The organism is Microbacterium sp. Y356 (assembly GCF_059445355.1).
In genome coordinates this window covers 2,458,587-2,484,406 of record NZ_JCAIUE010000001.1, presented here as the reverse complement: position 1 = coordinate 2,484,406, position 25,820 = coordinate 2,458,587, and the positions used below count along the sequence as shown (strand labels likewise).

Genomic DNA, 25,820 nt, shown 5'->3' with positions numbered 1-25,820 from the left:
AATAATGAGTGGCGTGACCACCTCCTCTCTGCTCTTGCCGACCACTCGGGTGCTCTCGCTACGCGACATCGCCGTCGATCTTGAGGGTCATCCTGCCCTGCGTGGCGTCGATGCGGAGGCACATGCCGGGCGTCTGCTCGCTGTCGTCGGAGCCAACGGCTCAGGAAAATCGACCCTGCTCGCGGTGGCGGCAGGACTCATCACACCGCATCGCGGAATCGTGGATATGCGGCCCGGTCTCCGCATCGCGCTCGTGCCGCAGTCGACTCCGCTCGCACCACACCTGCCACTGAGTGTCACCGACATCGTCGCGATGGGCACCTGGGGTCAGCTCGGTGCGTGGCGGCCGGCGCGCCGGGCAGATCGAGACCGCATCAAGGACGCGATCACCACCGTTGGTCTCTCCGACCTCGCCCGGCGCCCTATCGGCACGCTCTCCGGCGGGCAGCGACAGCGCGCCCTTCTGGCACAGGCGCTCGTACAACGCGCCGATCTTGTGCTGCTCGATGAACCGATGGCCGGGCTCGACTCGCGATCCCGCGCGATCATCGCGGAAACGATCGATGAGCTCGCCGCGACGGGATCTGGCGTCATCGCCGTCACGCACGACATCACGGAGTTCACCGCTGTCGACGACGTCCTCGAGCTTCAGGACGGGCGGATGATCAGAGCGTCGTGACCTCGGCGTGCGGCATCCGCATCTGCATCACGCGCACCGCCTCCGGGTTGTCATCGACGAGCACGGCGTCGCGTCCAAGCGCGGATGCCACCGCTCCCGTGGTGCCACTGCCGGCGAAGAGATCGAGCACACGGTCGCCTGGGCGACTGGAGGCCTGCACGATCCGGCGAAGGATCCCCTCGGGCTTCTGCGTCGGATAACCAGTCTTCTCCTTGCCGGTGGTGGGCACGATCGTGTGCCACCAGACGTCGGTGGGGAGCTTGCCTCTGGCCGCCTTCTCCGCCGTGACGAGGCCAGGCGCCATGTACGGCTCGCGATCGATGTCGTCGGCGTTGAAGACATGCCGGCCAGGGGTTTTCACGTAAACGAGGATCGTGTCGTGCTTGGTCGGCCAGCGGCGCCGCGACTTCGCACCGTAGTCGTATGCCCAGATCAGTTCGTTGAGGAAGGCCTCGCGCCCGAAGACGGCATCGAGCATGACCTTGGCGTAGTGCGCCTCACGATAATCCAGGTGCAGATACAGCGTGCCGTCGTCGGCGAGCAGGCGCCAGGCCTCCTCCAGTCGCGGCATGAGGAAGTCGCCGTAATCGTCGAAGCTGTCGTCGTAGGTGCGCAGCATGCCGCGCACGCGCTCGTACTCGTGGCCGTGGAAGCCGTGCCGGATCTCCTTCGGCCGCGCTTCCGGTTCATAACTCCTCAGAGAACCGTCACCCCCCGCCTCTACAGCCCCTAAATCGTCCGTTTCCGACGATTCTTGCGAAGTTGCGAACGCACGACGGGCGGTAACCACCTGCCTGCTCTGCGTGCGGCCAGTGTTGAAGGGCGGGTCGAGATAGACGAGCGTGAAGGATGCCGAAGGCAGTGATCGCGCAGCGGTGAGGTTGTCGCCGTGGAGGATCGATACGGATCCAGGCTGAGGCTGGGGGACTGATTCCGACGAGCGCGGGCCGGAGGCGGGCGTGGGGATCACGGCACCCGATGCAGCCACGCATCGGTCGCGAACTTCGACTCCACGAGCGCCTCGGCGTCGGCGTACTCATCCGCCGTGATCGCACCGTCTTCGGCATCTGTCAGCGAACGGAACGTCGCCTTGAAGCTGTCGATGATCTCGGCGCGGCTAAGCCCGGTCTGGGTGCGCAGCGGGTCGACGCGCTTGGCGGCCGAAGTAGTGCCCTTGTCGCTGAGCTTCTCGCGCCCGATGCGCAGCACCTCGGTCATGACCTGCCCGTCGATGTCGTACGAAATCGTGGCATGGTGCAGCACGCCGCCGTTGGCGAGACGCTTCTGCGCGGCACCGCCGATCTTCCCGGTGGGACTCGCGATGTCATTGAGCGGCTGATAGGTCGCGTCGATACCGACGGTGCGCAGCGCCTGCAGCACCCAGTCATCGAGGAACGCATAGGAATCGGCGAACGTCATGCCCTGAACGAGGGATGCCGGAACGTACAGCGAGTAGGTGATGATCTGCCCCGCCGCCATGAGCATCGCGCCGCCGCCGGAGATGCGACGCACGACGTCGAAGCCGTGCTTGGCAGCCCCCTCAGGGTCGACCTCGTTGCGGTACGACTGGAATGAGCCGATCACGACCGCGGACTCATCCCACTCCCAGATCCTCAGCGTCGGGCGGCGACGCCCCTCACCGACGCGGGAGGTGAGCACCTCATCGAGGGCGAGGTTCATCCGTGGTGAGACGGCCTTCTCATGCACGATCTCCCAGTCGAAGTCGCGCCAGCCTGGTGCGGTGATGAGTGCGCGGCGCACGGCCGTGCCGACCGATTCCGGGTTGAACCCGAGCAATTGGGCGCCATCAGGCAGTGCTGCTCGAACCGCAGCGGCGATGGCCGTGGCATCCGATTCCGCTGGCAGCCCGTTGACGGCCGCGTTGATGTCTTCGAGCGCGCTGTCTGGCTCGAGAAAGAAATCGCCAGCGAGGCGGAAGTCGCTCAGCCTGCCGTCTTCGATCTCGACGTCGACGACCACGAGCTTTCCACCTGGAACCTTGTATTCACCATGCACGAGTCCAGCTTAAGCCGCTCTCGTCAGGACCGGGCTGGCACGTGCTTATCGAGCCAGGCGAGCAGGTCAGCGCGAACCTCTTCCTGCTGCAGTTCGTTGAAGATCTCGTGGCGCGCATCGGGGTAGACGAGTGTGGTGACATCTGTCTGGCCAGAGCGCGTGCGGTATGCATCAGCGAGCTTGTGCACGCTGTGCGGCCCACCCGCAGGGTCATCACGACCGACCATCAGCAGCATCGGAATGTCGCGCCCGCCCTTCGACGGGTTCAGAGCCTTGCTCGGGAGGCCGTAGATCTTGACCCCTTCAATCAGGCCGAACAGCCTCCGAATCGGCACATTCGTCGTCAGTGGATCATCGTCGAAGGCCTTACCGACGGCGGGATCGCGGCTTAGCCACTCGTAGCCGGTGGCAGCCGTCCCCTCCCATCGGGCATTCAACGGACCGGCGTTGAGATCGCGCGGAGTGCGCAGCCCGGAACCGGAGAGGATGACGGCATCCCACGCCTGTGGATGGTCGTTGACCAGCATCTGTGCGAGAAACGATCCCCAGGAATGGCCGAGCAACACGAGCGGCAGGTCAGGATGCTCGGCACGGATGATCCCGGTCAGCTGCCAGATCGCATCCTTGGCCGCGTTCATCCCGCCCTTGCCGAGCCTGCCGAGCTTCGCAGGGCCCCCATGCTGACGGATGCCGGTTCGCCCATGACCGCGGTGGTCATCTGCGTACACGGTGAAACCCGCCGCGGTGAGAGCGCCGATCAACGCGCCGTAGCGACCGGCGTGCTCGCCGACGCCATGTATCAACTGCACCACGCCTCGTGGTTCGCCCTGTGCGGAGTGGACGTCGTAGACGATCACGACGCCGTGCGCGTCGGTGAACTCCGAAGTCTGGGGCATGGGTCGAGTCTACGGACGCGGCGGCAAACGGCTAGTCCTGTGTCAGAGTCCGACTTAGAGTCCGAGCGCCGCTCGCACCGCAAACGCGGCGTCGCGGTCGGTGACCTCATACCCTCCGACGCCGTCGGCAGCCGATCCCATCCGCACGCCACCACCGCCGCCACCGTCGACGACAACGTTGCGCTTGGCGGAGAAGTGCAGCGCGTCGACGCCCGCGGCGGCCAAAGCCGCCGCACTCGATGCGTTCACACCACTGCCTGCCATGATCTCGATGCGACCATCCGCGGCTACCGCCATCGCGCGCAGCGTTTCGATGCCATCGATGGCGGCGGATGCACCACCAGAGGTGAGCACGCGCCGCAGGCCCAGGTCGATTGCGCTGTCGAGCGTCGCCACCGGATCGGCGGTGACGTCGATCGCACGGTGCAGAGTAACGGCGGCTTCACCTGCGGCATCGCGCAGCCGAGCCATCGCGTCAAGGTCGAGCGCACCAGTGGAATCGAGCGCACCGATGACGACCCCGGCGGCACCGGCGGCAACCGCCCTCTCCACGTCACGCACTGCGAGCGCGATCTCGTCGGTGTCGTAGTGGAATCCGCCAGCGCGAGGACGAACAAGAACGTGGATCTCGGGCCCTGCCTCCCCCGCGGCGTCCAGCGCCAACTCAACAGTGGCGGGCGACGGCGTGAGCCCGCCAAGAGCGAGGGCCTGGGCGAGTTCGACGCGCGCAGCGCCGACCTCCCGTGCGATGCGAACCCCTGCGGGATCCTGGACGGCGAGTTCGAGCGCGATGTTCACGGCATCCATTCTGCCCCCATTTTCGGAAAATTTAGTTAGACTACCTAAGTAATGACTGAACCAGACGATCCCGTACTCGCCACCGCCACTGATCTCCGCCTCGCAACCTTCCGTCTCGCTCGTCGGCTGCGCCGCGAGAGAGCGGTGGACACCCTCAGCGACGCGCAGTTCGCCGTGCTCGCCTGTCTGAGGATGAACGGCCGCCTGCCGGTGGGTGAGCTGGCCCAACGCGAGCGAGTGAGCGCACCGACGATGTCGAACACGGTGGATGCCCTAGCGGAAAGCGGCCTCGTCGTGAGGGTTCCCGACGAAGATGACCGTCGCCGGGTGTACATCGAGATCATGGATGCCGGCATCGAAATCGTCACCGCAACCGTGCGCAAGCGCGATGCCACCCTCGCCGCGGCGCTGGCCGAGTTCGATTTCACCGGTGAGGAACTGGCGACACTGCGAGCAGCCTCGGCCCTGATGCGGAAGGTGGCCGAACGATGAGCGCGATGTTCCGGTCATTCTCGAACTTCAACTATCGGATCTGGTTCCTTGGCGCCCTCGTATCGAACATCGGCGGCTGGATGCAGGCCACCGCTCAGGACTGGGTGGTCCTCACCGAACTGACGGACAATGATGCCTCCGCGATGGGCATCACGATGGCGCTGCAATTCGGTCCGCCACTGGCATTGGTGAGCGTGACCGGCTGGGTCGCCGATCGGTTCGACCGACGCAAGATCCTGCTGCTGACCCAGACAGTGCTGATGATGCTCGCGATCGGTGTCGCGGCGCTGCTGCTGACCGGTGTCATGACGTTGCCGGTGATGTTCGGCTTTGCGTTGGCCTTCGGCATCACGAACGCCTTCGACGCACCGGCACGCCAGGCCTTCGTCTCAGACATGGTCACACTCGAAGACGCTTCAAATGCGGTCGCACTTAACTCTGCGTCATTCAATATGGCACGACTCATCGGGCCCGCTGTCGGAGGCCTGCTGATCGTCGTCGTCGGCACCGGATGGGTGTTCGTGTTCAACGCGGCGACCTTCCTCGCCATGCTCATCGCGCTCGTACTGATCCGTACGCGGGAACTCCTCCCTCGAATCAAAAGCAAGGGACGAAACGGCCTCGCCGAGGGCTTCCGCTATGTATGGGGCCGGAGCGATCTCAAGATCACCTTCGTGATGATCTTCCTGATCGGAGCCTTCGGGATGAACTTCCCGATCTTCGCCTCGACGATGGCGTTGGAGTTCGGCCGTGACGCCGACGGCTACGGAATATTGAGCTCGGTACTGGCGATCGGGTCGCTGGCCGGAGCACTGCTCGCTGCCAGACGCGAGCGAGCACGGGTCAGAGTTCTGATCTTCGCCGCCGGTGGGTTCGGTGTCGCATCCATCATCTCTGCGTGGATGCCGACCTACTGGACGTATGCCACCGTGCTCATATTCGTCGGATTCTCGACGGTATCCATGCTGACAACTGCGAACGGCTACGTGCAGACCACGACCGACCCCGCGCTGCGCGGGCGCGTGTTGGCGCTGTACATGGCCGTCGTCATGGGCTCGACCCCGATCGGTGCCCCGATCGCAGGGTGGATCACGAATGCCGCCGGCCCCCGCGCCGCCATCCTTGTCGGCGGCATCGCCGGACTCGTTGCCATGGCGATCGGTGTCGCGTGGATCCTGGCATCCGGTCGCCTGCGCCGCCAGGAGAACTCACGGTTTCGGCTGACGCTCGACGAGACCCTGCCGATCTCGGTCATGCGCGTCGATCCGGTGGAGTTCAGCGACGAGGTCGCGGCTGCCACCACGCCGATCCGCACGGCGCCGAAGGGTTGAGCCGGCCGCCTGCGCCGAAGGAGCCGCCTGCGCAGACGCGGCCACTGGCGTCAACGCGGCCAAGGCCGCGGGCGCGGGTAATGCGGGAAGAATAACCCGGCTGGGATCACTTTCCCCGCCGGGTTTTTCTTCCGGCGCCCGCGCCCGCACGTCCCGCGCGGAGGCCGAAGATCGAGGCCTCAGACAACCCCGCCGACATGACTGTTGTCGCGATCCACCTCACGTGCTACTCTCGGGAAACCGGTTACCGAAAGCGCTTTCTCAAAGCATGCTCTCATCTCCCGGACTCGACGCTGAGGACAGAAAGAGGCACCCGATGGTGAGACATCGCGCGATCGCGAGGCCGGTGGAATGACCGTGCTGAACACCGAAAGTGAATCCGTCGTGCAGCCCTCTCCGTCGACAGAACACAACCGGCCGACCGCCGACTCTCGCCCGCGGCGGTCATGGTGGAGATTCCTCCTGCGCCACAAGGCGCTCTACTTGATGGCACTTCCAGGCATCGCGTACTTCATCATCTTCAAGTACGTTCCCATGGGCGGCCTTGTCATCGCCTTCCAGGATTACTCGCCTTTCCGTGGCATCGCGGGCAGTCCATGGGTCGGCTTCGAACACTTCATCCGGTTCTTCTCCGAGCCGACCTTCGCGATGCTCATGGTCAACACTCTGACCCTGTCGCTGTTGCTGCTGGTCTTCTCTTTTCCCATCCCGATCATCCTCGCCCTCATGCTCAACGAGGTGCGCACCAAACTCTTCCAGCGCAGCGTGCAGACGATCATCTACCTGCCCCACTTCATGTCGTGGGTCATCGTGGTGTCGCTGTTCTACGTGATGTTCACCACTGACGGCGGCAGCTTCAACTCGCTCTTGCAGTCCTGGGGCTTCGATGCCATCCCGTTCCTCACCGACCCGGCATGGTTGCGCCCGATGTACGTCGTCCAAGAGATCTGGAAGACGGCCGGCTGGGGCACCATAATCTATCTCGCCGCCATGACCGCGGTCGATCTGCAGCTGTACGAGGCCGCAGAGCTTGACGGCGCCGGTCGCTGGTTGCAGACCTGGCACATCACGCTCCCGGCCATCCGCCCCACCATCATCGTCATGTTCATTCTGATGATCGGTGACTTCCTCGAACTCGGCTTCGAGCACATGTTCCTGCTGCTGAACTCACTCAACCGCGAGGTCGGCGAGATCTTCGACACGTATGTCTACACCGCCGGCATTCAAAACGGACAGTTCAGCTACGCCGCAGCCGTCGGCATGTTCAAGGGCCTCGTCGGGCTGATCCTCGTCGTCGGCGCGAACAAACTCGCGAAGAAGCTCGGCGAAGAGGGCGTGTACTGATGTTCTCGGTCGATGGCTTCGTGCGCCTCAACATGTTTCTGCGCGGCGTGTACCGCCTCGCCTACCTAAACTTGTTATGGATTGCCACGACTGTGCTCGGCCTGGTCATCTTCGGCATCGGCCCTGCCTCCTACGCGGTCGCCGCGTACATCGACCGCTGGTTCCGCTTCGGCGACACCCCGCCAGTGACACGAACATTCCTCGGCCTCGTGCGTGCCCAGTACTGGCGCTCAGCGGCAGTGAGCTGGATCCTTCTGTCGGCCGGCGCCATCGCCATCACCAACCTGTTCAACGTCACGATCTGGTTGCTCCAGTTCGCCAACGTCCTCGCCCTGATCGTCATCGGCATCATCGCCGCGTATGTGTTCCCGGTGATAGCCGCCACCGATGTGCGCGGCATTCACCGCCAGATCGCAACCGCGCTCATGCTCGGCATCGGCTCGTTGCACTGGACGATCGTAGCCACTGGCGCTGTCGCGCTCACCTGGTGGCTGCTTGCCACGTACGCCCTCCCCGCACTCGTGCTGTTCGGCATCGGCATCCCCGCCGCCGCCATCGGCTTCATCACCCGCATCATCTTCACGCAGATCACAGATGACAACCCCCATGCCTCACCCCCCGGGCGGCGCAACACCGCTCCGTCCCACCACCCTGTCGCGAGAGGAATCACATCATGAGGAACCACCGCAGAGTCGCGTTGGCCGTCGCATCCATCACCGCAGCAGCACTCGCCCTTTCGGCGTGCAGCTCGGCCGCAGAACCGAACGACGACGCACCGTCCGAGGTCGCCAGCAGCCTCACCTGGATGACCATGCTGCACACTCCCACCACTCCGACCCCTGACGGTCCGATCGAGGCGGCGCTGGCCGAGTACACCGGAACCGACGTCGAGTTCCAATGGGTGCCCGACGCATCCAAAGACGAGAAGATCAACGCAGTTCTCGCCTCGGACACCGTCGCCGACATCACATCGTTGACGAACACGTCCAATGCGTCTGTGCGCACGGCCCTTGCATCCGGCCAGTTCTGGGACGTCGAGCCGTATCTCGCCGACTACCCGAACCTGTCCCAGATCGATGAACAGACGATCGCGTCTGCCCGCGTCGACGGCCACCTCTACGGCGTGCCGTTTCAGAAGCCGAAGGCCCGCTATGGCGTGCTGATCCGTCAGGACTGGCTCGACAACCTCGGCCTCGAAGTCCCCCACACTGTCGACGAGCTCAGCGAGGTCGCAATTGCCTTCGCCAACGACGATCCTGACGGCAATGGCGCAGCCGACACCACTGGATTCATCGATCGCGCCGAAAGCTTCACCCTCGGCTTCCGGATGATCGCCGGATACTTCGGCGCCGGCAACAACTTCGATCTGACCGACGACGGTGAGATCGCGCCCTCATTCCAGTCCGACGAATTCAAGGACGCCATGGAGTGGTACCGCAACCTTTACGAACAGGGAGCGGTGAACAACGAGTTCGTCACCGTGCAGAAGCAGAACCAGCAGGATGCAATCGCTCAGAGCAAGGGCGGCATCGTAATCACCGGCCTGTTCGAGGCTAAGAACTACATGGCTCTGGCGCTCAGCGCAGACCCCGAGACTCCGATGGCGTGGGCCTTGGTCAACGACATGACCTACGACGATGTCCCCCGACGTATCCTCTCCGACACCAACGGCGGCTTCGGCGGGTGGCTGGCCATCTCAACTACGCGAGTCAAGACCGAAGATGACCTGCGCGCGGTACTCGGCTACCTCGACAAGTTGCTCGACGAAGAGGCGTTCATGCTGATGACCAACGGCATCGAGGGAACCCATTACGAGATGTCCGACAACGTCGTGACCGTTCTGGACCAGACGCTGTGGGAGCAGGAAGTGCAGTCATTCTCTTCATCCCGCCCCTCCGAGCTGGTTGTGCAATTCAGTAACACGACACCCTACGTTGACGAAGCGAACGCTCTGACCGAGGAGAACGCCGAGTTCGCAGTCATCGACCCTTCCCTCCCTCTGAGCTCCGACGCATTCGACGAGCGCTGGTCGGTCATCAAGCAGGCCGCGAACGACGCCTACAACAAGTTCATGGTCGGCCAGCTCGACATGGACGGCTACGAAGCAGCCATCGCTGAGTTGGACAGCCAAGGGCTGACCGACATCGTCGATCAGCTCACGGCCTCGCACAACGAGACCAACTGACGAGTACAGATCAGGTGCAGACCATGAACTCTCCGGACGCCACATCCGCAGCGGCGCACACGACGCGCGCACTGCAGGACGCCATCGACCGCGCCGCGGCCGATGGCGGTGGCCGAGTCACCATCTCGGCCGGTGTGCACGTGACGGGGTCCCTGCGCATACGCTCGGGCGTGGAGCTGCACCTCGAGGCGGGGTCGGTGCTGCGCTTCGCGGCCGACCCCGCCCTTTACCCCCTGGTCGACGCGCGCTGGGAGGGCGCAGCCACCACCATCCATTCCCCGTGCCTGTACGCCGACGGCGAGGTCGATGTCTCCATCACCGGTCGCGGTGAGATCGACGGCTCCGGCGCCTGGTGGTGGAAGGCATTCCGCGACGGCGAGCTCGACCACCCTCGACCCACCCTCATCGGCATACACTCGTGCTCGCGCGTGGAAATCTCCGGCATCACACTGCGCGATTCTCCGTCGTGGACGGTGCACCCTCTGCTGTGCGATGACGTGCGCATCTCTGGTATCCGCATCATCAATCCGCCCGATTCGCCCAACACCGACGGAATTAATCCCGAGTCGTGCCGCAACGTGCGTATCAGCGATTGCCACATTGACGTCGGTGACGACTGCATCGCGATCAAGGCAGGCAGCGAAGGCTCTCCCGTTCGCGTCCCGTGCGAGAACATCACAATCACCAACTGCACAATGATTCACGGCCACGGTGGTGTCGTCATCGGCAGCGAGATGAGCGGCGGCGTACGCGGCGTCACCATCTCCAATTGCGTCTTCCAGGGCACTGATCGTGGAATCCGCATCAAATCGCGTCGCGGCCGCGGAGGCACCGTCGAAGATCTTCGGGTGACGAACGTGATCATGGACAGCGTGCTGTGCCCGTTGGTCATCAACCCCTTCTACTTCTGTGGCCCCGAGGGCAAGTTGCCCCTGGTCTCCGATCGCACTCCCCAGCCGACGAATGCCGGAACTCCCCGCTTTCGACGCATCCACCTCTCGCACATCACCGCTACCAACGTCCAATCCGCAGCGGCCTTCGTCTCTGGCCTGCCAGAGGCGCCGTTGGAGGACCTCACTCTGGATGACGTGTACATCTCCTTCGCGCCAGACCCGGTAGCTGCGATCCCTGCGATGGCCGACGGTGTGCCACCGATGGCCGCCGCCGGCATTTATGCGAGCTTCGCGACTCGGATGCGCATCACGAACGTGCGTGTCGTCGGTGTGCAGGGACCGGCGATCACCGCGAACCATGCCGACATCGATGTCCAGGCAGGAGCGCTGACATGACTCAGCGCGACGTCGCCACCGAACAGACGACTCCTCCACTCATGCGTCGCCGCGCAGAACTGTGGATAGCGGGTATCGGCATGGGCCTTGCCGTGCTGCTGCAGGGCGGGTTTGCTCTCACCGTCAACAGAAGTGACGACGCGGTAGTCCAGGAGACGCTATTGCCAGCTCTTCGCGCATCGGGCATCGACGTCGCCGAAGCCGACGCGCTCGAAGCGCTGAACACACTTGCCGCCTGGTTCGGCTTCTCTCTGATCGTGGTGGCACTGCTGTGCGCGATCGGTTTCTTCGTCGCGACCCACCGACCTAGTCGCCGCAGCACCGCCTGGTGGTTCCTGGCCGCCGGACTCGTCTGCTTGATCGGAACGCAGCTTCTGCTGTATCCGGTCGCGTTCCTCTTCTTCCTCGCCGCGGGCCTGTTCGCGGTGCGCCCCATTCAGCATCGGAGTACGACATGAGCACCACAGCTTCCGGTCCCGTCACCGACGAGACCATTCCGATCCAGATACGACGCGCAGCGCGCAACAAGAGCCGTCTCACCCCTGGTCGCCGCGCTTTCGGTATCGTCAACGTGGTCATCCTCACCGCGTTCGCCCTGGTGTGCATACTGCCGTTCATCAACGTGCTCGCGAGCTCCCTTGCCACACCCGGCGAACTCGCAACCCGGTCGTTCATTCTCTGGCCACGAACATTCACGCTGACCGCGTATCAGTACATCCTGTCCACACCGACGATCTTCCGCGCACTCGGCGTCTCGACGATCGTCACCGTCGGTGGGACGATGGTGAGCCTGATCATGACATCGCTCATGGCCTATGCGCTCTCGAAGAAACATTTGAAGGGCCGCCAGCTCATCAACTTCCTCGTCGTGTTCACAATGCTCTTCAGCGGCGGCATGATCCCGACATTCATCGTCGTCAAGAACCTCGGACTGATCGACTCGCTGTGGTCGCTGATCATCCCGGTCGCCATCAACGCGTTCAACTTCGTGATCATGCGCAGCTTCTTCCAGGCCATTCCTGAGAGTCTTGAGGAATCCGCTCGGATCGACGGATGCTCAGAATTGGGTGTTTTCTGGCGCATCGTGCTGCCGCTCTCGCTGGCGTCGATCGCCACGATCGGACTCTTCTACGCCGTGTACTACTGGAACACCTATCAGAGCGCGATCCTGTATATCAACAGCTCTGAGAAATGGCCGATCCAGGTGTTGCTGCGCCAGATCGTGATTGTGGCGAGCGGGCTCAACGCCGACGAGACCGCCGTGGACGTCGTGCCGCCGGCCCAGTCGATCCGCATGGCCGTGATCTTCGTTGCGACCCTGCCGATGCTCGTCGTCTACCCGTTCGTGCAGCGCTTCTTCGTCAAGGGTGCACTGATTGGTTCCGTCAAGGGCTGATCACATGCGCATCGTCATCACAGGCGACTCGACGGCGAGTGACTACGAAGCCGCACTCGCGCCACGCACCGGCTGGGGCCAGGCGCTGGCCTGGCATTCAGATTTAGACGTACGCAACCACGCACTCTCCGGCGCCAGCACGCGCAGTTTCATCGAAGCGGGGCTGCTGGATGCGGCGGCATCCGATCTGGAACCCGGGGATTTGCTTCTGATCTGCTTCGGGCACAACGATCCGAAGGACGATCATCGGTTCACCGACGCGGATATCGCGTTTCCCACGAATCTGGGCAGGTTCGTGGCGGCGGCGCGTGATCGCGATGCGATTCCCGTGCTGCTGACACCGATTGAGCGGCGCAAATTCACACGCGATGGCACGCTGTACTCGACTCACGGTGTGTACCCACAGCGGACCCGCAAGGTCGCGGCCGAGGAATTGGTGGCGCTGATCGATCTCACCACACTGACCCACGAGCTGTGGCAGAGCCAGGGTGCAGAACCCAGCAAAGGCTCGTTCCTGTGGCTGACGCCCGGCGAGTGGCCTGGGCACCCCAACGGGGCCGAGGACGACACGCACCTGACCGCATCCGGGGCAGGGCTCGTCGCCAGGCTCGTGCGAGACTCGCTCAACGCGCAGGGACTCCTCCGAGTCACCTGACCTGAGGGGAGTAGCTCCCCCGCCATGTCCAGGCAGGATCCACCGCGGGCCCGGAGCCCTGGGACAGCACCGTGATGACGCCATCGTCCGTGACGACCAGGCGGACCCGCAATGTAGCGATGTCATCAGCGGCCGCGCTGATCCGTACGTCGAGAACACCCGGAGCGGACCAGCCGGCGCTCGCGACCGCCGGACCGAGAACGTCTGAGACGTTGACCGACTCCCCCGTCGAAAAGCGCAGGGTCTTATCATCCACGCTCAGTGTTCCACCCGCGTGGTCGACATTGATCCGGAGCACGTCAGGCGCGCCCTCGCCCGTGATCAGTCCAAAGGTTGCGCGCACTGCACGGCCGTGGCCCGGTACGTGCAACGGCGTCGGCGGGGTGAGCGTGAGGGGTTCGGCACTGCGGGTGATGGGTTCGGAGAGCGCCGCCAACAGCATCTCGACAAGCCGCTGATCGCCGCTGCCGAGGGCGGTGGCATCGGCAGTGACAACCGCAGCGATCTCGCGAGCAGGATCCCCGAACACGATCTGGCCGCCGAGTCCGAACATCAGCCAGCATCCGCCTTCGGGAAGCCATATCTGCCGTCCGTACCCACCCTTCAGCGGCGCACCCCAGCTCTGGGTCCCGGCATCGGAGCGCCGCTCGAGCAGCCACTCGACAACCTGTTCGGGCAGGATACGGGAACCTCTGCGGACACCGCGGCCGTTCAACGTCTCCGCGATCGGCAGCAGATCTCCGGGCGCCATGAGCAGCCCGGACCCGCCGTGGCTGATTCCCTCCGGACCGGTGAGGAACCCGGCGCTCGCCCCGACGCCAAGGGGCTCGAGCAGACGCGGTCGCAGGTAGTCGAGCATCCGCTCGCCGGCCAGGCGTTCCACCAGCGCGCTCAGCACATAGCTCGCGCTCGTGTCGTATGTGAAAAGTGTTCCGGATCGGTGCGTCGGCGCGACGCGGAAGTACGACTCCAACCAGCCGACGCCGTCGCTGTCATAGGTCGTGCGGCTGTGCGGACCGGCCATCGCGAGCATGTCATCGATGCGGGTGGCCGCCAGCCACGGATGCACCGGCTCCATCTCAGGGAAGTGCGCGATGATCGGGTCGTCCAGCGAAAGCCGCCCTTCCTCGGCGAGAAGCAGGATTGCCAGACCCGTGAACGTCTTGGCCACCGAGTACATTCGGTGCGGCACATCCAGGCCGAACGGCTCGACACCCGCGCGCGCGACGGTGCGGCCAGACACGCTCACTTCGAGCGAGTGGATCGCGATGTCTGCCGCATGCGCCTGCGTGACGAACCGCTGCAGACCGGTGGTCATGACCGAGCCGCCTCAAGGGAGAACGGGGCGCCCAATTCGGCAAAGGTGCACTCCATGCGCAGCGCCTCATCGATCGCGGCCTCCACGCCGTTCACAGCGAGGTGCACGCCGAGGTCATCATCGATCCTGGAAAGGTGTCGCGTGTGGATCGCCCGCGGCGCAGGAGCTTGCATCACCGCTTCGACCAAACGCATGAACGCGCCGGTCTGCTCGATCGGCGCGCACAGAGCCGATGATCCCGCACGCGCGGCAAGAAGGTTTTCCAGCAGATCTTCGAATCCGAATCGTTCCTCGGCGATCAGCGCACCATCCGCTCCGAACGTGAGTACGTCACCAGTCTTGTAGCGCAGGCGCAGCGTCCCACGATCTCCCACCACCTCAACATATGGTTCCTCCGACCGCGCGGCGGCCAGAGTCACCGCCGTCGTGAGTCGACGTCCGTCCACGAGCTCCAACACCGCCACCGATGTGTCGTCAGCCTCAATTGGATTCGCGCGCAGCAGTTCGAGTTCGATGCTCCTGACGTCATCTCGGCGGGCCGCACCGGAAAGCGCCAGCGCCGTTGCGGTCGCATGAGCGAGAGGATTGGTGAGAACTCCGTCTGCCACCACGACGCCGTCGAGGATGCGTCGACCCGCCCAACGCACCCGTTGCCAATACGCTTCATCCCTGACCCAGACACCGGTCGCCGAGTACTTGACGACCTCGCCTATCTCACCGGCGGCGACCCGACGCCGGATTACGTCGATCGCTGCGCATCCGAGGCTTTGGAAACCGACCTGGATCAGCGCCCCATAGGCGTCAGCAAGCGCGACCAGATCGTCGTATTCGGCGAGTGTCGCCGTCGTCGGCTTCTCCAGCAGCACGTCGGCACCGGCACGCACAGCGGCAGCCGCGATCGGGAAGTGCGTCTGGATCGGCGTGCATATCACTACGACATCGATCTGCTCCGCTTCAAGTAGCGCGAGGCCATCGCCGTACCAGCGCGTGTGACCTGGGATAAGCCCGTCTGCCGGTCGACTCGGATCGCCGACGGCGACGAGGTGCGCGCGACCTGCCGCGTCAAGCCGTACCGCGTTTGTAAGATGCTTGGCGCCGTGCCCACCGACGCCGATGACTGCCAGCCGAGGAACGCTCATACCGTGTTGCGCCGATCTGCAAGGAGACGGTCGGCGACTTCTGCCGGAGCGTCTGTCGCTCGATCCAGAATCGCAACCGCCAGGTCCAGGCGCAGCGTCTCGCCGGCCTCGAGCACGCGGCGTGTGGCGACCGCGACAGCAGGACAGAAACCTACGTATCCTTCGACGCGCACGAACCAGGCCATGCCTGTCGTCGTCGCGGCGACAAGCGAGGCATCCGCACCGTCGATAGCCAGCCAGGGCGAAGTCGAACCGTGCGCAGCATTCACACCCTCTCCGTCTGCGGCACGTACGCGTGCCGCGCCGAACGGGGCCCGCCAGAACAGTCCACCGTAGAAGGCACCATCGCGACCGTTGGTCTGCGGACTGCCGAAACTGATGTCGCGAACAGCCGTCAGATCGGAGACCCACACGACGTCGATGGCATCGGATGCCTCGCGCACCGTGATCGTGCGACGTTCTTCGATGAGCACTTCGCCGAGCGGGTCGACCCAGTCGAGATGTTCGACGAGAACCCCGTCGGCAAGTTCGCGCTCACGCACACGCTGCACACCGTGATTGTCGAGAAGACTCGAGCCCTGGTCGCGCACGTACGTGCGTCCGCCCCAGAACGAGGTGCCGTTCACATCGGGCAGCGCGGCGCTGAGACCCATGTGATGCGGGTGATCCCCCGGCTCGACTTCTGTGACCGGCACACCGGCGGCGGTTGTCGCGACGAGGAACGGCCGCTGAGAGAGCATCGGGGCAGTCCCCGTCCCCTCGTCGTACTCGACGAGGGCTTCGGCGCCGCGCAATATCTGGATGGTCACCCGAGCTCCTTCGTACTGCCTCGAGCGACGAGTTCCGGCGAGAACATGATGGGGTCGCGCAGCGGCGCATCCGTCATCTCCGCGCGCAGTACCGTCCAGATCTGCTCGCCGATCGCGGAAAGACGTGCAGCCATCGTCGTGAGCGATGGCGAGGAATATCGCGAGAAGGGGATGTCATCGAAACCAGCGACCGAGATGTCGTCGGGCACCGAGACACCTTCCTCCGAAAGCCGGCCGCATAGTCCCAGCGCGACGACGTCGTTGAAGGCGAGCACGGCGGTCGCACCGGATTCGCGCAGCGCGGGCCAGACGTTGTAGCCGTCTTCGAACGAGTGACCGCACGGAATATCGAGGATCTCGATGCCGGGCTCGGATGCTCGGATCTCTTCCAGACCGCGTTCGCGCTCCCAGTTCGAGCGGGCGTACGCGGGCCCGGCGAGGTAGGCGATGCGGCGGTGCCCCAGAGCGATGAGGTGACGCGCGAGTGTGAGAATCCCCTCGTGATAGTCGATCAGCACGGAGCCAGCATTCTTGCCGGTGGTGCGATTGAACACCACCACCGGGGAGACCCTCGGTAACAGCGCGAGTAGATTTTCACGCTTCATCCGAGGCGAGAAGAGCACGACGGCATCGGTGCGATCGCGCAGATCCTTGGCGAGCTCAGACTCTCGCTCGTCATCCTCGAATGAGTCGGTGACGACGACGTAATAGCCGTCACGTGCTGCTGCGCGGTTGAAACCGTTCAGCACCTGGTGGAACATCGGGTTGCCGAGATCCGGCACCAGCACACCGACCGTGCGGCTGACTCCGAGCGACAGCGAACGGGCGGTCTGGCTGGGCGTGTACCCGAGCTCCGCGATCACCTGTCGGACTCGTTCGGCGATGTCCTCGTTGACCGTCGGCACGCCGTTGAGAACGCGTGACACGGTCGCTTTCGAGACGGCAGCGACCCTGGCAATATCGGTGATCGTCGTCGCCCGGGTCGGCGATGTTCTGGCTCGTTTGGCCGCCATGATCAGCCTTCCCAGACATCGACCGTGAAGTCGGCGAATCGACCGACCGCCTCCGGTGCACCCTGCGGTCCTGCCGCAAACAATGAGAGCCCCGCGCCGACCCAGTGCCCTTCGACCGCGCGGAACTGCGGGTCAACCCGCACGACGCGTTCACCGTCGGTGATACTCACGCGAACCCGTGCATCGCCGTCGACGTTCAGTTCGACCCTGGCACTGGATTCGCCCAGCGGCATGGTGGCGATGACGCGTTCGTCGAGGTCGTCCTGCTCTCGCACCGCGACGATGGCCTCGGCACCAATGTCCGTCATCCGAACGCCCGCCCATACGTATGCGAGGCCGAGCACGGCAAGCCCGGCGCGCTCACCGGTGCGGGCACTCTCCAGCGCGACGTCGACACCTGCTGTGCATGGCTGACCGGGAAGAGCCTGCGAGAGCACACGCGGAAGCGTCCGCAGGTTGCCGCCGTCGGCACTGCCGCGCAGCGCCAGCCCAGGCCCGCTTCCTACGACCGCACGGGAGTCGACATCCGCCTCCCACTGCCAATGGATGCTCGGGGCACCGCTGGCAAAGTCGTCCGATCGGGCAAGCGTGCGCGCGCCCTGGCGTTCACCATGGAGCATCGGATGCTCGAGCACGGGCTCGGCGGCGCCGCCGCGAGTGGCTTCACCCACGAGCGGCCATCCATCCTCGCCCCAGGCCAGCGGCTGCAGATGCAGAACGCGGCCATAGATGCCACGGTCTTGGAAGTGAAGGAACCAATCGCCACCCTTGCCATCATCGACCCACGCGCCCTGGTGCGGACCATTGACCGGGGTATCACCCTGCGCGAGCACGATGCGGTGTTCATATGGCCCGAACGGACTATCGGAACGGAACACCGTCTGCCAGCCGGTCGCAACACCTCCGGCCGGCGCAAAGATCCAGTACTCATTTCCACGTTTGTGGAATTTCGGCCCCTCCAGCGTGGTGAAGCCATCAAGCAGTGCCCCGTCGATCACATCGACAGGAGGTCCCAGCGGGTGACGCAACTCGGGATCCACGGGGACCACAGTGAGCACGTTCTTGCGACCCGAGCGCGAGCGCGCCCATCCGTGCACCAGATATGCCCGACCGTCGTCGTCCCAAAGCGGGCACGGGTCGATGATTCCCAGCCCTGGCAGCAGCAGGTGTGGCGCAGACCATGGGCCGGCAGGATCGGTCGCGGTAACGACGAAAATGCCCTGGTCAGGGTCAGGGTATACCACCACAAAACGACCATCGTGGTGCCGGATCGACGGCGCCCACACACCACCACCGTGCCTCGGCAGGGCGAACCAGGCCTCCGGCCTGTTGCCGTCAAGGGCGTAGCCGATGCGTTCCCACGACACCAGATCGGAGCTTTCGAAGATCGGAAGTCCAGGGGCACGATGGAAGCTCGATGCCACCAGGTAGAAACGATCTCCCACGCGAATGGCATCCGGATCTGGCACGTCGGCATCGATGATCGGATTGCGATACAGGCTCGCATCGTCGACGAGGTTCATCCTGCTCAAGCTACCTGAGAAACCGGTTCCTGTCCACCAGACCTACCCACAATCGGCGACTCCACGGCGCCGAAGTCACACGCCGCAGGCACACTCCACGTAAAACGCTTTCTCGATAGAATGGACCGCGTTCTCGAAAGGCGGTACCGATGAAGAATCCGACATCTCGCGTGAGAATCACGGATGTAGCTCAGGCTGCGGGAGTCTCGCTGGCGACGGTCTCAAGGGTGATGAACAACAATCCGACCGTCGACGCCGACATGGCCGAACGTGTGCGCTCGGTCGCCGACGAGCTTGGCTATTCCGCGAACCCTCTTGCGCGCAGCCTCGTCCTCGGACGCACCCAGACCATCGCCGTGGTGATCCCCGACCTGGCGAACCCCACCTTCCAAATGATCCTGCACGGCCTCAGCCGCGCCGCGGCCGACGACGGCTACCACGTGCTCATCGCGGACAGTGCCGAACAGGTGAGCGCCGAAGTCGATCTCGTCTCGGCCACCCGCCGCCGCACTGACGGCGTCGTGCTGTGCGCACCTCGAATGACCGCCGAGCAGCTCGAAGCGCTCCTCCCGACTGTCGCGCCCGCTGTCGTCGTGAACCGCCCACCACAGATTGCCGCCCCCACTGTGTCGGCAAACTACGGCTCTGCGATGGCCGAGCTCGTCGAACACGTGTACGGGCTCGGGCATCGCCATCTGGCTTACCTCTCGGGAGTGGCAGGCAGCTCTTCGGGTGCCGCCCGCCGCACGAGCCTCAATGCTGCATGCGACGCCCACCCAGAACTGCAGGTCACCGAGATCGCGACCGGTGTGGGATTCGATAGCGGCGCCGCAGTCGCCGACGAGGTCATCGCGACCGATGCGACCGCCGTGCTCGCGTTCAACGATCTCGTCGCAATGGGCCTTCTTTCAGCACTGGCCGCACGCGGCGTCCGCGTACCAACTGACATTTCTGTCACCGGCTTCGATGACATCCCGTTCGCCGCGTACACGACACCCCCGCTCACGACGGCGGCCGTGCCATCAGCGCAACTCGGACGCGACGCATGGGCAGCCATGCACGCACTACTGGAGGAATCCTCCGCTCCCGAATCGACATTGCTCACGCCCGAAATCGTGGTGCGTGCGAGTACCGGTCCCGCCCCCGCGAGACAGTAGCGGACGCGATCACGCACACTCGCTTGATGCGGATGCTACGCTGAGAAAACGTTTCCTGAATCGGATGGATGTGAAATGGCCCGCACTCGCTACGCCCTCGTCGGCGCCGGACACCGCGCACAGATGTACGTTGGCGCGATCATCGGCACCTACGCGGATCGCGCCGAACTCGTCGCGATCTGCGAGCCCAATCCCGTGCGGTCTCAGTATTACGCCGACGTCGTCACCGCCGCAGGTCTGGCCGCGCCGGCCCTATGGCTGCCCGACGACCTCGAGCGCATGATCCGCGAAGAACGCGTTGATCGCGTCATCATCTGCGCACGCGATGATCAGCACGCACCGCTCATTGTCCGCGCCCTCGACGCGGGCGCCGACGTGATCGTTGAAAAGCCTTTGACAATCGACGCCGCCAGTGCGACGGCAATCGAGGAGGCCGTCGCACGCACGGGCGGCAACGTCGTGCTCACCTTCAACTACCGTTACTCGCCCCGCAACAGCGCACTGCGCGAGGTCATCCAGGATGGCAAGATCGGCGAGGTCACATCGGTCGAATTCCAGTGGATGCTCGACACCAAGCACGGCGCCGACTACTTCCGCCGCTGGCACCGCAACAAGGTGAACTCCGGGGGCCTGCTTGTGCACAAGTCCAGCCACCACTTCGACCTCGTTAACTGGTGGATCGCTTCCACACCGACGAGAGTTTTCGCATCCGGCGGGCTGCGATTCTATGGCGCCCACCAAGCGGCCAGGCGCGGTGTCGATGCACTACCTGACCGGGGGACGCACGACGGAGTCCACGATGCATTTGAATTGGATCTCCGCGACGACCAGCGGCTGAAGGACCTCTACCTCAACGCCGAACAGCATGATGGCTACATCCGTGACCAGTCCGTCTTCGGCGACGGCATCACGATCGAGGACAACCTCGCGCTCATCGTGGACTATGCCTCCGGCGCGACCATGTCGTATTCGCTCAACGCCCACGCCCCCTGGGAGGGGTACCGCGTCGCCGTCAACGGCACGCTGGGACGCGCCGAACTCGACGTCGTGGAACGGGGTGCCGTGCTCGTCGACACTGGTCTGCATCCGACGCTCGACCCGAGCGCCACGGCGGTCGGCAGTTCCGACGCTCTGCGCCCGCACGGAGAACGACTGCTCGTACAGCGGCACTGGGAAGAGGCCGTCGAGGTGCCCATCGTCAATAGCGAAGGCAGTCACGGCGGTGGCGACTCGCTACTGCTGCGCGACGTTTTCGAAGGACCAGGCGACGACCCGCTCGCCCGCCCCGCGGATTGGACGGATGGTCTGCGTTCGATCGCGGTCGGCATCGCCGGCAACCGTTCGATGGAAACCGGGCAAGCCGTGCGCATCGCAGATCTCGGCCCCCGTCTGCTGGCATCATGAGCCGCATCGTCGTCACCGGTGGAGCCGGGCGCCTCGGCCGTAGTCTCGTCGCAGGCCTCGCCTCCCGCGGCCACGAGATCGTCTCGTTCGACCGCGTCGTCTCCAGCGCCACAGAACTCCACGAGGTCGAGCAACTCGCCATAGACCTCACCGATGCTGTTGCGACGGCCGATGCCCTCACGGCTGCGCACGCCGACGCGGTGATTCACCTGGCCGCTATCGCGGTGCCCTTCAGCGCCCCGGAAGACGTCATCCTCCGCGTCAACTCCGGGCTTGCCATCTCCGTCATGGGCGGAGCAGTGCGCGCGGGTATCCGCCGTATCGTCGCCGCATCCAGCCCGACCGTCCTCGGCTACGACGCCGCCGGTTGGATCCCGGATCGGATGCCTCTGGACGAGCACACTCCGCCGAAGCCGTCGAACGCCTACGCGCTGTCGAAGCTCGTGATCGAGCAGACGATCTCGATGTTGCGCCGGCAGACCGGAGATGACGTGCGATACGCCGCGTTCCGCCCTTGCTACGTGATCGCGCCAGAGGAATGGGAAGGCGCTGTGACCCAGCAGGGTCACACCGTGCAGGAGCGTCTCGATGATCCTGCGTTGTCTGCGCCGGCGTTGTTCAACTATGTCGACGCGCGTGATGTGGCAGGCTTCGCCGACACGTTGCTGACGGCCCTGCCCCACACTCCGAACGCCGAGACCTACTTCGTCAGCGCGGACGACGCGCTGGCGCGCGAACCGCTCGCCTCTCTTATACCGCAGTTCTTCCCCGGCACTGAGGATGTCGCGTCCTCGCTCACTGGCACGGCGCCGGCATTCTCCAACGCCAAGGCCAGAAATCTCCTGGGCTGGCGACCCACGTGTGGCTGGCGGGACCAGCTACAGACTGCTCGAAAGGAGCAACCAGCATGAACTTCAAAGGCATTTTGTTCTTCCCTGTCACGCCATTCACTGACGAAGGCGACCTCGACACCGAACTGCTCGCGGAGCACGTCGCGAACGGGGTCGCGCATCAGGCGGGTGGAGTGTTCCCGGCCTGCGGCACCGGAGAATTCCATGCGCTGAGCCTTGCTGAACATGCGCGCGTGACCCGAATCGCTGTCGACACGGTCGGAGGTGCCGTGCCGGTGATTGCCGGCTCAGGCGGTCCGCTGGGACACGCGATCGACGCGGCGCGCGGAGCGGCGGATGCCGGGGCCGATGCCTTGCTCGTCATGCCCCCGTACCTCGTGGGCGCTCCGCAGGCCGGACTCGTCGCGTACATCGAAGCTGTAGCCGCGGCATCTGACCTTCCGGTGATCGTCTACCACCGCGCCAATGCGCAGTTCACCGCCGCATCCATGCGTCGTCTGGCAGACGATCCGAAGGTGATCGGCTTCAAGGACGGCGCCGGCGACATCGGCGTCGCACAGCTCATCGTGCGCGCCGTGGCGGATGCCGGACGAGAGGATTTCGCTTTCTTCAACGGATTGCTGACGGCTGAGCTGACCCAGGCTGCCTACCGCGCAATCGGAATCCCACTGTACTCGTCGTCGACTTTCGCCATGGCCCCCGAGGTCGCGAACGCCTTCTACCGGGCGTACATTGACGGCGACGAGGCTCGTCGCCTCGAGCTCATCGACACGTTCTACGGACCGCTGGTGGCCCTGCGCGATGAGACGCCCGGCTTCGGGGTATCGCTTGTGAAGACCGGCCTGCGCCTGTCTGGTGTCCCCGTTGGTTCAGTGCGTGCGCCACTGGTCGACCCGACACCCGAGCAGGCAAGTCGCCTCGCCGCCATACTCGAGGCGGGGCGCGCGCTGGCATGACTACAGTCTCGGCGTTCGACGCGCGGCTGCTGAGGGTGCCGCTGACTCGTCCATGGGCGGCCGATGTCACCTCGCTCGGAGTAATCGTGACGCACGTCGTACGTAGCGACGGCGCCGAAGGCTGGGGGTTCTCTTGGACACCGCAGATCGGCGCGGAGGCCGTGCTTGCGCTCCTGCAGCATGACATCGCCAGGTTCGCGATCGGACGCACCAGCGAGCCGTCCGATCTCTGGGGGCAGGCATGGGCTCATCTGCACGAGGCTGGCGGCGGCGGCATCACCACGATCGCACTGGCGGGGCTTGACCTCGCGCTGTGGGATGCCTCCGCGCGTGCGGAGGCGATGTCTGTTTCTGGGTTGCTCGGATCCCGACACACGAGCGCGCGAGCCTATGGCAGCGGCGTGAATCTGCATTACTCGCTCGACGACCTCGTCGCACAGGCAGAACGTTGGGCCGACGCTGGCTTCGATGCGGTCAAGGTCAAAGTCGGAAAGCCCACCATCGAGGAAGATCTCGAACGCCTCGCTGCGGTGCGCGAGGCGTTAGGCCCCGATCGCGCGCTCATGGTTGACGCGAACCAACGCTGGGACCTGGATCGGGCCACGCGCTCGATCGAGGCGTTGGCCACGCACGACATCGCCTGGATCGAGGAGCCACTACGCGCCGACGACCTCACTGGTTATACAGAACTCGCCCGGCGACTGCGCTCCGGGTCGGGTGTGCCGATCGCGGTCGGCGAGAATCTCCACAACACGTACCGCTTCGAGGACTTCCTCCGCGCGGGGGCGGCTCAGATTTTGCAGCCCAACATCGTACGGGTCGGCGGCATCACCCCGTTCCGTCGAATCGCCGCATCCGTCTCGGACGCCGGAGCGATCCTGCATCCGCATTTGCTCCCTGAACTCTCCGGTCAGCTCGCGCTCACCCTCGACGCGGAGGTTCTCGTCGAGGATGTCGAGGATGCCGGGTTCGGCGAGCTCGGCGTGCTTTCCGAACCATCCCCTGTCATCATCTCCGCCGGACAGCTCACCGAACGCGAACATCTCGGGTTGGGCATCCGATTCCACGACCGACGCGAAAGAACTCCCTCATGACTACGACTCCCGCAAGGATCGACGCTCTCACCGCCGCCGCAGCCGAGGCCGCTCCGATCTGGCGCGCGGCCGACGCTGACGTGCGTGCGGGTTGGCTGCGCGCCATCGCCGACGCGCTCGACGCCAACATCGATGAGCTCGTTTCGATCGCTGACCGCGAGACGCGGCTCGGTGAGCCCCGTCTGCGCGGTGAAGTTGGGCGCACGACGGGGCAGCTTCGCCTGTTCGCAACGGTCGTCGAGGAAGGGTCGTACCTCGAGCTCACCGTCGACGACGCGGACGCCACGTCTGGCCGTCCAGAGCTGCGGCGCCAGCTCACCGGCGTAGGGCCCGTCGCAGTGTTCTCTGCCTCGAATTTCCCGTTCGCCTTCTCCGTCGTCGGCGGGGACACTGCGTCCTCTCTCGCGGCGGGCAATCCGGTGATCGTGAAAGCACATTCGGGGCATCCCGAACTTTCACGCCGGACCGCCGAGATCGCCACACAGGCGCTGCAGGCCGCTGGCGCACCTGAGGGATCATTCGCGCTCATCGAAGGGCGCGAAGCGGGAAACGCCCTCGTACAGCATCCGCTGATTCAGGCCGCCGGTTTCACCGGTTCGGTCTCCGGGGGCCGCGCACTGTTCGATCTCGCGAACAGCCGACCGGATCCGATCCCGTTTTACGGTGAGCTCGGCAGCATCAACCCGGTCGTGATCACTCCGGCGGCGGCAGCTGCACGCGGCGAATCGCTGGCGACCGGGTTGGTTGGTTCCTTCACCCTCGGCGTCGGACAGTTCTGCACGAAACCTGGTGTCGTGTTCGTGCCTCGCGACGCTGGGTTCGAGGCATCCGTCGCCGCCGCCGTCGTCGATGCGACCGGCGGCCCACTACTGACGGACCGCATCACAGATGCCTTCCCCGTCGGTATCGAGGCGTTGCTCGCGTCCCCGTCGGTCGAGCTGATCGGGCACGGTGCGCCCACCGAGCTCGGTGCGCAGCCCGTGGTGCTGGCCACTGATGCCGCGGCAGTGGCGTCCGACCCGGAGGTGCTGCTGACCGAAGTGTTCGGGCCGGTAACTCTGCTTGTCCGCTACGACAACGACGACGACCTGCACGCGGCCCTGCGTGCAGTGCCAGGAAGCCTCACTGCGACCTTGCACACTGAGGACGACGACGAGGTCACCACCACGCTCGCGCTACTCGAGCGTCGCGCAGGACGGGTGCTCTTCGCCGGCTGGCCGACAGGCGTGGCCGTCACCTGGTCGCAGCACCACGGCGGTCCGTGGCCAGCGACGACGTCGCTGCACACATCAGTCGGCTCGACTGCGATCCGCCGGTTCCTGCGTCCGATCGTCTACCAGGACGCGCCGACCCACCTGCTCCCCGCCCCGCTGCGCGACGAGGCTCTCGCAGCACTCCCGCACCGCCGCAATGGCGTGCTCCGAGTGCCGTAAACAGGTCCCAGTTCAGCGACGAGGTCGCGGCCACCGCCGTGC

The 25,820-nt window shown here is 64.8% G+C and carries 25 protein-coding genes; 16 read left to right on the top strand and 9 right to left on the bottom strand.

The features are described 5' to 3' along the window. Nucleotides 1–13 precede the first annotated feature (13 nt). Nucleotides 14–679, top strand: coding sequence for a zinc ABC transporter ATP-binding protein AztA (gene aztA, locus AC1C2Q_RS11935; protein WP_495450290.1), 666 nt, complete (start codon nt 14–16; stop codon nt 677–679). On the opposite strand, the gene AC1C2Q_RS11930 is transcribed toward aztA, so the two are convergent. From AC1C2Q_RS11930 to AC1C2Q_RS11915, 4 genes are read right to left on the bottom strand one after another with little or no spacing between them, the layout of a single operon-like run. Then, nucleotides 666–1,667, bottom strand: a complete 1,002-nt coding sequence (locus AC1C2Q_RS11930; protein ID WP_495450289.1) for a DNA-methyltransferase — start codon at nt 1,665–1,667, stop codon at nt 666–668. The genes aztA and AC1C2Q_RS11930 overlap by 14 nt on opposite strands. Continuing rightward, nucleotides 1,646–2,695, bottom strand: a complete 1,050-nt coding sequence (gene lplAB / locus AC1C2Q_RS11925; protein WP_495431313.1) for a lipoate-protein ligase LplAB — start codon at nt 2,693–2,695, stop codon at nt 1,646–1,648. Before lplAB ends, AC1C2Q_RS11930 begins: the two co-directional genes overlap by 22 nt. Before the next feature lie 23 nt (nt 2,696–2,718). After that, complete coding sequence (locus tag AC1C2Q_RS11920) at nt 2,719–3,591, bottom strand: alpha/beta fold hydrolase (protein ID WP_495450288.1); 873 nt, start codon at nt 3,589–3,591, stop codon at nt 2,719–2,721. A gap of 54 nt (nt 3,592–3,645) precedes the next feature. Further along, on the bottom strand, nt 3,646–4,398 hold the full coding sequence (locus AC1C2Q_RS11915; RefSeq protein WP_495450287.1) for a copper homeostasis protein CutC: 753 nt from the start codon (nt 4,396–4,398) through the stop codon (nt 3,646–3,648). A 42-nt stretch (nt 4,399–4,440) separates the two neighbouring features. Here AC1C2Q_RS11915 and AC1C2Q_RS11910 point away from each other — a divergent pair, with 42 nt between their 5' ends. From AC1C2Q_RS11910 to AC1C2Q_RS11870, 9 genes are all read left to right on the top strand, one after another. Next, on the top strand, nt 4,441–4,881 hold the full coding sequence (locus AC1C2Q_RS11910; protein WP_495450286.1) for a MarR family transcriptional regulator: 441 nt from the start codon (nt 4,441–4,443) through the stop codon (nt 4,879–4,881). Nucleotides 4,882–4,886: 5 nt separating this feature from the next. Next, a complete protein-coding gene (locus AC1C2Q_RS11905; protein WP_495431751.1) occupies nt 4,887–6,212 on the top strand; it encodes an MFS transporter in 1,326 nt (441 codons plus the stop codon). Between the two features lie 351 nt (nt 6,213–6,563). Then, entirely contained in the window at nt 6,564–7,556 is a 993-nt protein-coding gene (locus AC1C2Q_RS11900) for an ABC transporter permease (protein ID WP_495450285.1), read from the top strand. After that, complete coding sequence (locus tag AC1C2Q_RS11895) at nt 7,556–8,233, top strand: YesL family protein (protein ID WP_495450284.1); 678 nt, start codon at nt 7,556–7,558, stop codon at nt 8,231–8,233. The genes AC1C2Q_RS11900 and AC1C2Q_RS11895 overlap by 1 nt, the downstream gene beginning before the upstream one ends. Beyond that, nucleotides 8,230–9,741, top strand: coding sequence for an extracellular solute-binding protein (locus AC1C2Q_RS11890; RefSeq protein ID WP_495450283.1), 1,512 nt, complete (start codon nt 8,230–8,232; stop codon nt 9,739–9,741). Before AC1C2Q_RS11895 ends, AC1C2Q_RS11890 begins: the two co-directional genes overlap by 4 nt. A gap of 23 nt (nt 9,742–9,764) precedes the next feature. Beyond that, nucleotides 9,765–11,030, top strand: coding sequence for a glycoside hydrolase family 28 protein (locus tag AC1C2Q_RS11885; protein WP_495450282.1), 1,266 nt, complete (start codon nt 9,765–9,767; stop codon nt 11,028–11,030). Further along, the gene (locus AC1C2Q_RS11880) at nt 11,027–11,488 is read left to right on the top strand and encodes a hypothetical protein (RefSeq protein ID WP_495450281.1); all 462 of its coding nucleotides are present in this window, start codon (nt 11,027–11,029) and stop codon (nt 11,486–11,488) included. Before AC1C2Q_RS11885 ends, AC1C2Q_RS11880 begins: the two co-directional genes overlap by 4 nt. Then, the gene (locus AC1C2Q_RS11875; protein WP_495450280.1) at nt 11,485–12,426 is read left to right on the top strand and encodes a carbohydrate ABC transporter permease; all 942 of its coding nucleotides are present in this window, start codon (nt 11,485–11,487) and stop codon (nt 12,424–12,426) included. The genes AC1C2Q_RS11880 and AC1C2Q_RS11875 overlap by 4 nt, the downstream gene beginning before the upstream one ends. Nucleotides 12,427–12,430: 4 nt before the next feature. Next, nucleotides 12,431–13,081 carry a rhamnogalacturonan acetylesterase gene (locus AC1C2Q_RS11870; RefSeq protein WP_495450279.1) on the top strand — a complete coding sequence of 217 codons (651 nt, stop codon included), beginning with the start codon at nt 12,431–12,433 and terminating at the stop codon, nt 13,079–13,081. Here the strand turns inward: AC1C2Q_RS11870 and AC1C2Q_RS11865 are convergent. The 5 genes from AC1C2Q_RS11865 to AC1C2Q_RS11845 are packed head-to-tail and all read right to left on the bottom strand — an operon-like array spanning nt 13,074 to nt 18,883. Further along, nucleotides 13,074–14,399 (bottom strand): serine hydrolase domain-containing protein, encoded by a 1,326-nt coding sequence (locus tag AC1C2Q_RS11865; protein WP_495450278.1) that lies wholly within the window; start codon nt 14,397–14,399, stop codon nt 13,074–13,076. The two genes, AC1C2Q_RS11870 and AC1C2Q_RS11865, sit on opposite strands and share 8 nt — an antisense overlap. Next, nucleotides 14,396–15,538: a Gfo/Idh/MocA family protein gene (locus AC1C2Q_RS11860; RefSeq protein WP_495450277.1), complete on the bottom strand. Its 1,143-nt coding sequence runs from the start codon at nt 15,536–15,538 to the stop codon at nt 14,396–14,398. The genes AC1C2Q_RS11865 and AC1C2Q_RS11860 overlap by 4 nt, the downstream gene beginning before the upstream one ends. Next, nucleotides 15,535–16,347 (bottom strand): DUF6807 domain-containing protein, encoded by an 813-nt coding sequence (locus tag AC1C2Q_RS11855; RefSeq protein ID WP_495450276.1) that lies wholly within the window; start codon nt 16,345–16,347, stop codon nt 15,535–15,537. The genes AC1C2Q_RS11860 and AC1C2Q_RS11855 overlap by 4 nt, the downstream gene beginning before the upstream one ends. After that, entirely contained in the window at nt 16,344–17,360 is a 1,017-nt protein-coding gene (locus tag AC1C2Q_RS11850; RefSeq protein ID WP_495450275.1) for a LacI family DNA-binding transcriptional regulator, read from the bottom strand. Before AC1C2Q_RS11850 ends, AC1C2Q_RS11855 begins: the two co-directional genes overlap by 4 nt. A 2-nt stretch (nt 17,361–17,362) precedes the next feature. Beyond that, entirely contained in the window at nt 17,363–18,883 is a 1,521-nt protein-coding gene (locus AC1C2Q_RS11845) for a glycoside hydrolase family 43 protein (RefSeq protein WP_495450274.1), read from the bottom strand. A gap of 149 nt (nt 18,884–19,032) precedes the next feature. Between AC1C2Q_RS11845 and AC1C2Q_RS11840 the strand changes: the two genes are divergently transcribed. From AC1C2Q_RS11840 to AC1C2Q_RS11815, 6 genes are all read left to right on the top strand, one after another. Then, on the top strand, nt 19,033–20,040 hold the full coding sequence (locus AC1C2Q_RS11840) for a LacI family DNA-binding transcriptional regulator (protein ID WP_495450273.1): 1,008 nt from the start codon (nt 19,033–19,035) through the stop codon (nt 20,038–20,040). Between the two features lie 75 nt (nt 20,041–20,115). After that, a complete protein-coding gene (locus AC1C2Q_RS11835; protein ID WP_495450272.1) occupies nt 20,116–21,444 on the top strand; it encodes a Gfo/Idh/MocA family protein in 1,329 nt (442 codons plus the stop codon). Beyond that, a complete protein-coding gene (locus tag AC1C2Q_RS11830; protein WP_495450271.1) occupies nt 21,441–22,355 on the top strand; it encodes an NAD-dependent epimerase/dehydratase family protein in 915 nt (304 codons plus the stop codon). The genes AC1C2Q_RS11835 and AC1C2Q_RS11830 overlap by 4 nt, the downstream gene beginning before the upstream one ends. Further along, nucleotides 22,352–23,251, top strand: a complete 900-nt coding sequence (locus AC1C2Q_RS11825; protein WP_495450270.1) for a 5-dehydro-4-deoxyglucarate dehydratase — start codon at nt 22,352–22,354, stop codon at nt 23,249–23,251. The genes AC1C2Q_RS11830 and AC1C2Q_RS11825 overlap by 4 nt, the downstream gene beginning before the upstream one ends. Continuing rightward, the gene (locus AC1C2Q_RS11820; protein WP_495450269.1) at nt 23,248–24,345 is read left to right on the top strand and encodes a mandelate racemase/muconate lactonizing enzyme family protein; all 1,098 of its coding nucleotides are present in this window, start codon (nt 23,248–23,250) and stop codon (nt 24,343–24,345) included. Before AC1C2Q_RS11825 ends, AC1C2Q_RS11820 begins: the two co-directional genes overlap by 4 nt. Next, nucleotides 24,342–25,778 carry an aldehyde dehydrogenase (NADP(+)) gene (locus tag AC1C2Q_RS11815; protein WP_495450268.1) on the top strand — a complete coding sequence of 479 codons (1,437 nt, stop codon included), beginning with the start codon at nt 24,342–24,344 and terminating at the stop codon, nt 25,776–25,778. Before AC1C2Q_RS11820 ends, AC1C2Q_RS11815 begins: the two co-directional genes overlap by 4 nt. The last annotated feature ends 42 nt before the right edge of the window (nt 25,779–25,820 follow it).

What these genes read in the sequence shown, in the direction of transcription:
- AC1C2Q_RS11900 (WP_495450285.1), top strand. Translation starts at nt 6,564, where the DNA reads ATGACCGTGCTGAACACCGAAAGTGAATCCGTCGTGCAGCCCTCTCCG.
- AC1C2Q_RS11845 (WP_495450274.1), bottom strand. Translation starts at nt 18,883, where the DNA reads ATGAACCTCGTCGACGATGCGAGCCTGTATCGCAATCCGATCATCGAT.
- AC1C2Q_RS11910 (WP_495450286.1), top strand. Translation starts at nt 4,441, where the DNA reads ATGACTGAACCAGACGATCCCGTACTCGCCACCGCCACTGATCTCCGC.
- AC1C2Q_RS11865 (WP_495450278.1), bottom strand. Translation starts at nt 14,399, where the DNA reads ATGACCACCGGTCTGCAGCGGTTCGTCACGCAGGCGCATGCGGCAGAC.
- AC1C2Q_RS11860 (WP_495450277.1), bottom strand. Translation starts at nt 15,538, where the DNA reads ATGAGCGTTCCTCGGCTGGCAGTCATCGGCGTCGGTGGGCACGGCGCC.
- AC1C2Q_RS11905 (WP_495431751.1), top strand. Translation starts at nt 4,887, where the DNA reads ATGTTCCGGTCATTCTCGAACTTCAACTATCGGATCTGGTTCCTTGGC.
- AC1C2Q_RS11880 (WP_495450281.1), top strand. Translation starts at nt 11,027, where the DNA reads ATGACTCAGCGCGACGTCGCCACCGAACAGACGACTCCTCCACTCATG.
- AC1C2Q_RS11815 (WP_495450268.1), top strand. Translation starts at nt 24,342, where the DNA reads ATGACTACGACTCCCGCAAGGATCGACGCTCTCACCGCCGCCGCAGCC.
- AC1C2Q_RS11840 (WP_495450273.1), top strand. Translation starts at nt 19,033, where the DNA reads ATGAAGAATCCGACATCTCGCGTGAGAATCACGGATGTAGCTCAGGCT.
- AC1C2Q_RS11830 (WP_495450271.1), top strand. Translation starts at nt 21,441, where the DNA reads ATGAGCCGCATCGTCGTCACCGGTGGAGCCGGGCGCCTCGGCCGTAGT.
- AC1C2Q_RS11875 (WP_495450280.1), top strand. Translation starts at nt 11,485, where the DNA reads ATGAGCACCACAGCTTCCGGTCCCGTCACCGACGAGACCATTCCGATC.
- AC1C2Q_RS11825 (WP_495450270.1), top strand. Translation starts at nt 22,352, where the DNA reads ATGAACTTCAAAGGCATTTTGTTCTTCCCTGTCACGCCATTCACTGAC.
- AC1C2Q_RS11870 (WP_495450279.1), top strand. Translation starts at nt 12,431, where the DNA reads ATGCGCATCGTCATCACAGGCGACTCGACGGCGAGTGACTACGAAGCC.
- AC1C2Q_RS11850 (WP_495450275.1), bottom strand. Translation starts at nt 17,360, where the DNA reads ATGGCGGCCAAACGAGCCAGAACATCGCCGACCCGGGCGACGACGATC.
- AC1C2Q_RS11915 (WP_495450287.1), bottom strand. Translation starts at nt 4,398, where the DNA reads ATGGATGCCGTGAACATCGCGCTCGAACTCGCCGTCCAGGATCCCGCA.
- AC1C2Q_RS11835 (WP_495450272.1), top strand. Translation starts at nt 20,116, where the DNA reads ATGGCCCGCACTCGCTACGCCCTCGTCGGCGCCGGACACCGCGCACAG.
- AC1C2Q_RS11890 (WP_495450283.1), top strand. Translation starts at nt 8,230, where the DNA reads ATGAGGAACCACCGCAGAGTCGCGTTGGCCGTCGCATCCATCACCGCA.
- AC1C2Q_RS11895 (WP_495450284.1), top strand. Translation starts at nt 7,556, where the DNA reads ATGTTCTCGGTCGATGGCTTCGTGCGCCTCAACATGTTTCTGCGCGGC.
- AC1C2Q_RS11885 (WP_495450282.1), top strand. Translation starts at nt 9,765, where the DNA reads ATGAACTCTCCGGACGCCACATCCGCAGCGGCGCACACGACGCGCGCA.
- AC1C2Q_RS11820 (WP_495450269.1), top strand. Translation starts at nt 23,248, where the DNA reads ATGACTACAGTCTCGGCGTTCGACGCGCGGCTGCTGAGGGTGCCGCTG.
- AC1C2Q_RS11920 (WP_495450288.1), bottom strand. Translation starts at nt 3,591, where the DNA reads ATGCCCCAGACTTCGGAGTTCACCGACGCGCACGGCGTCGTGATCGTC.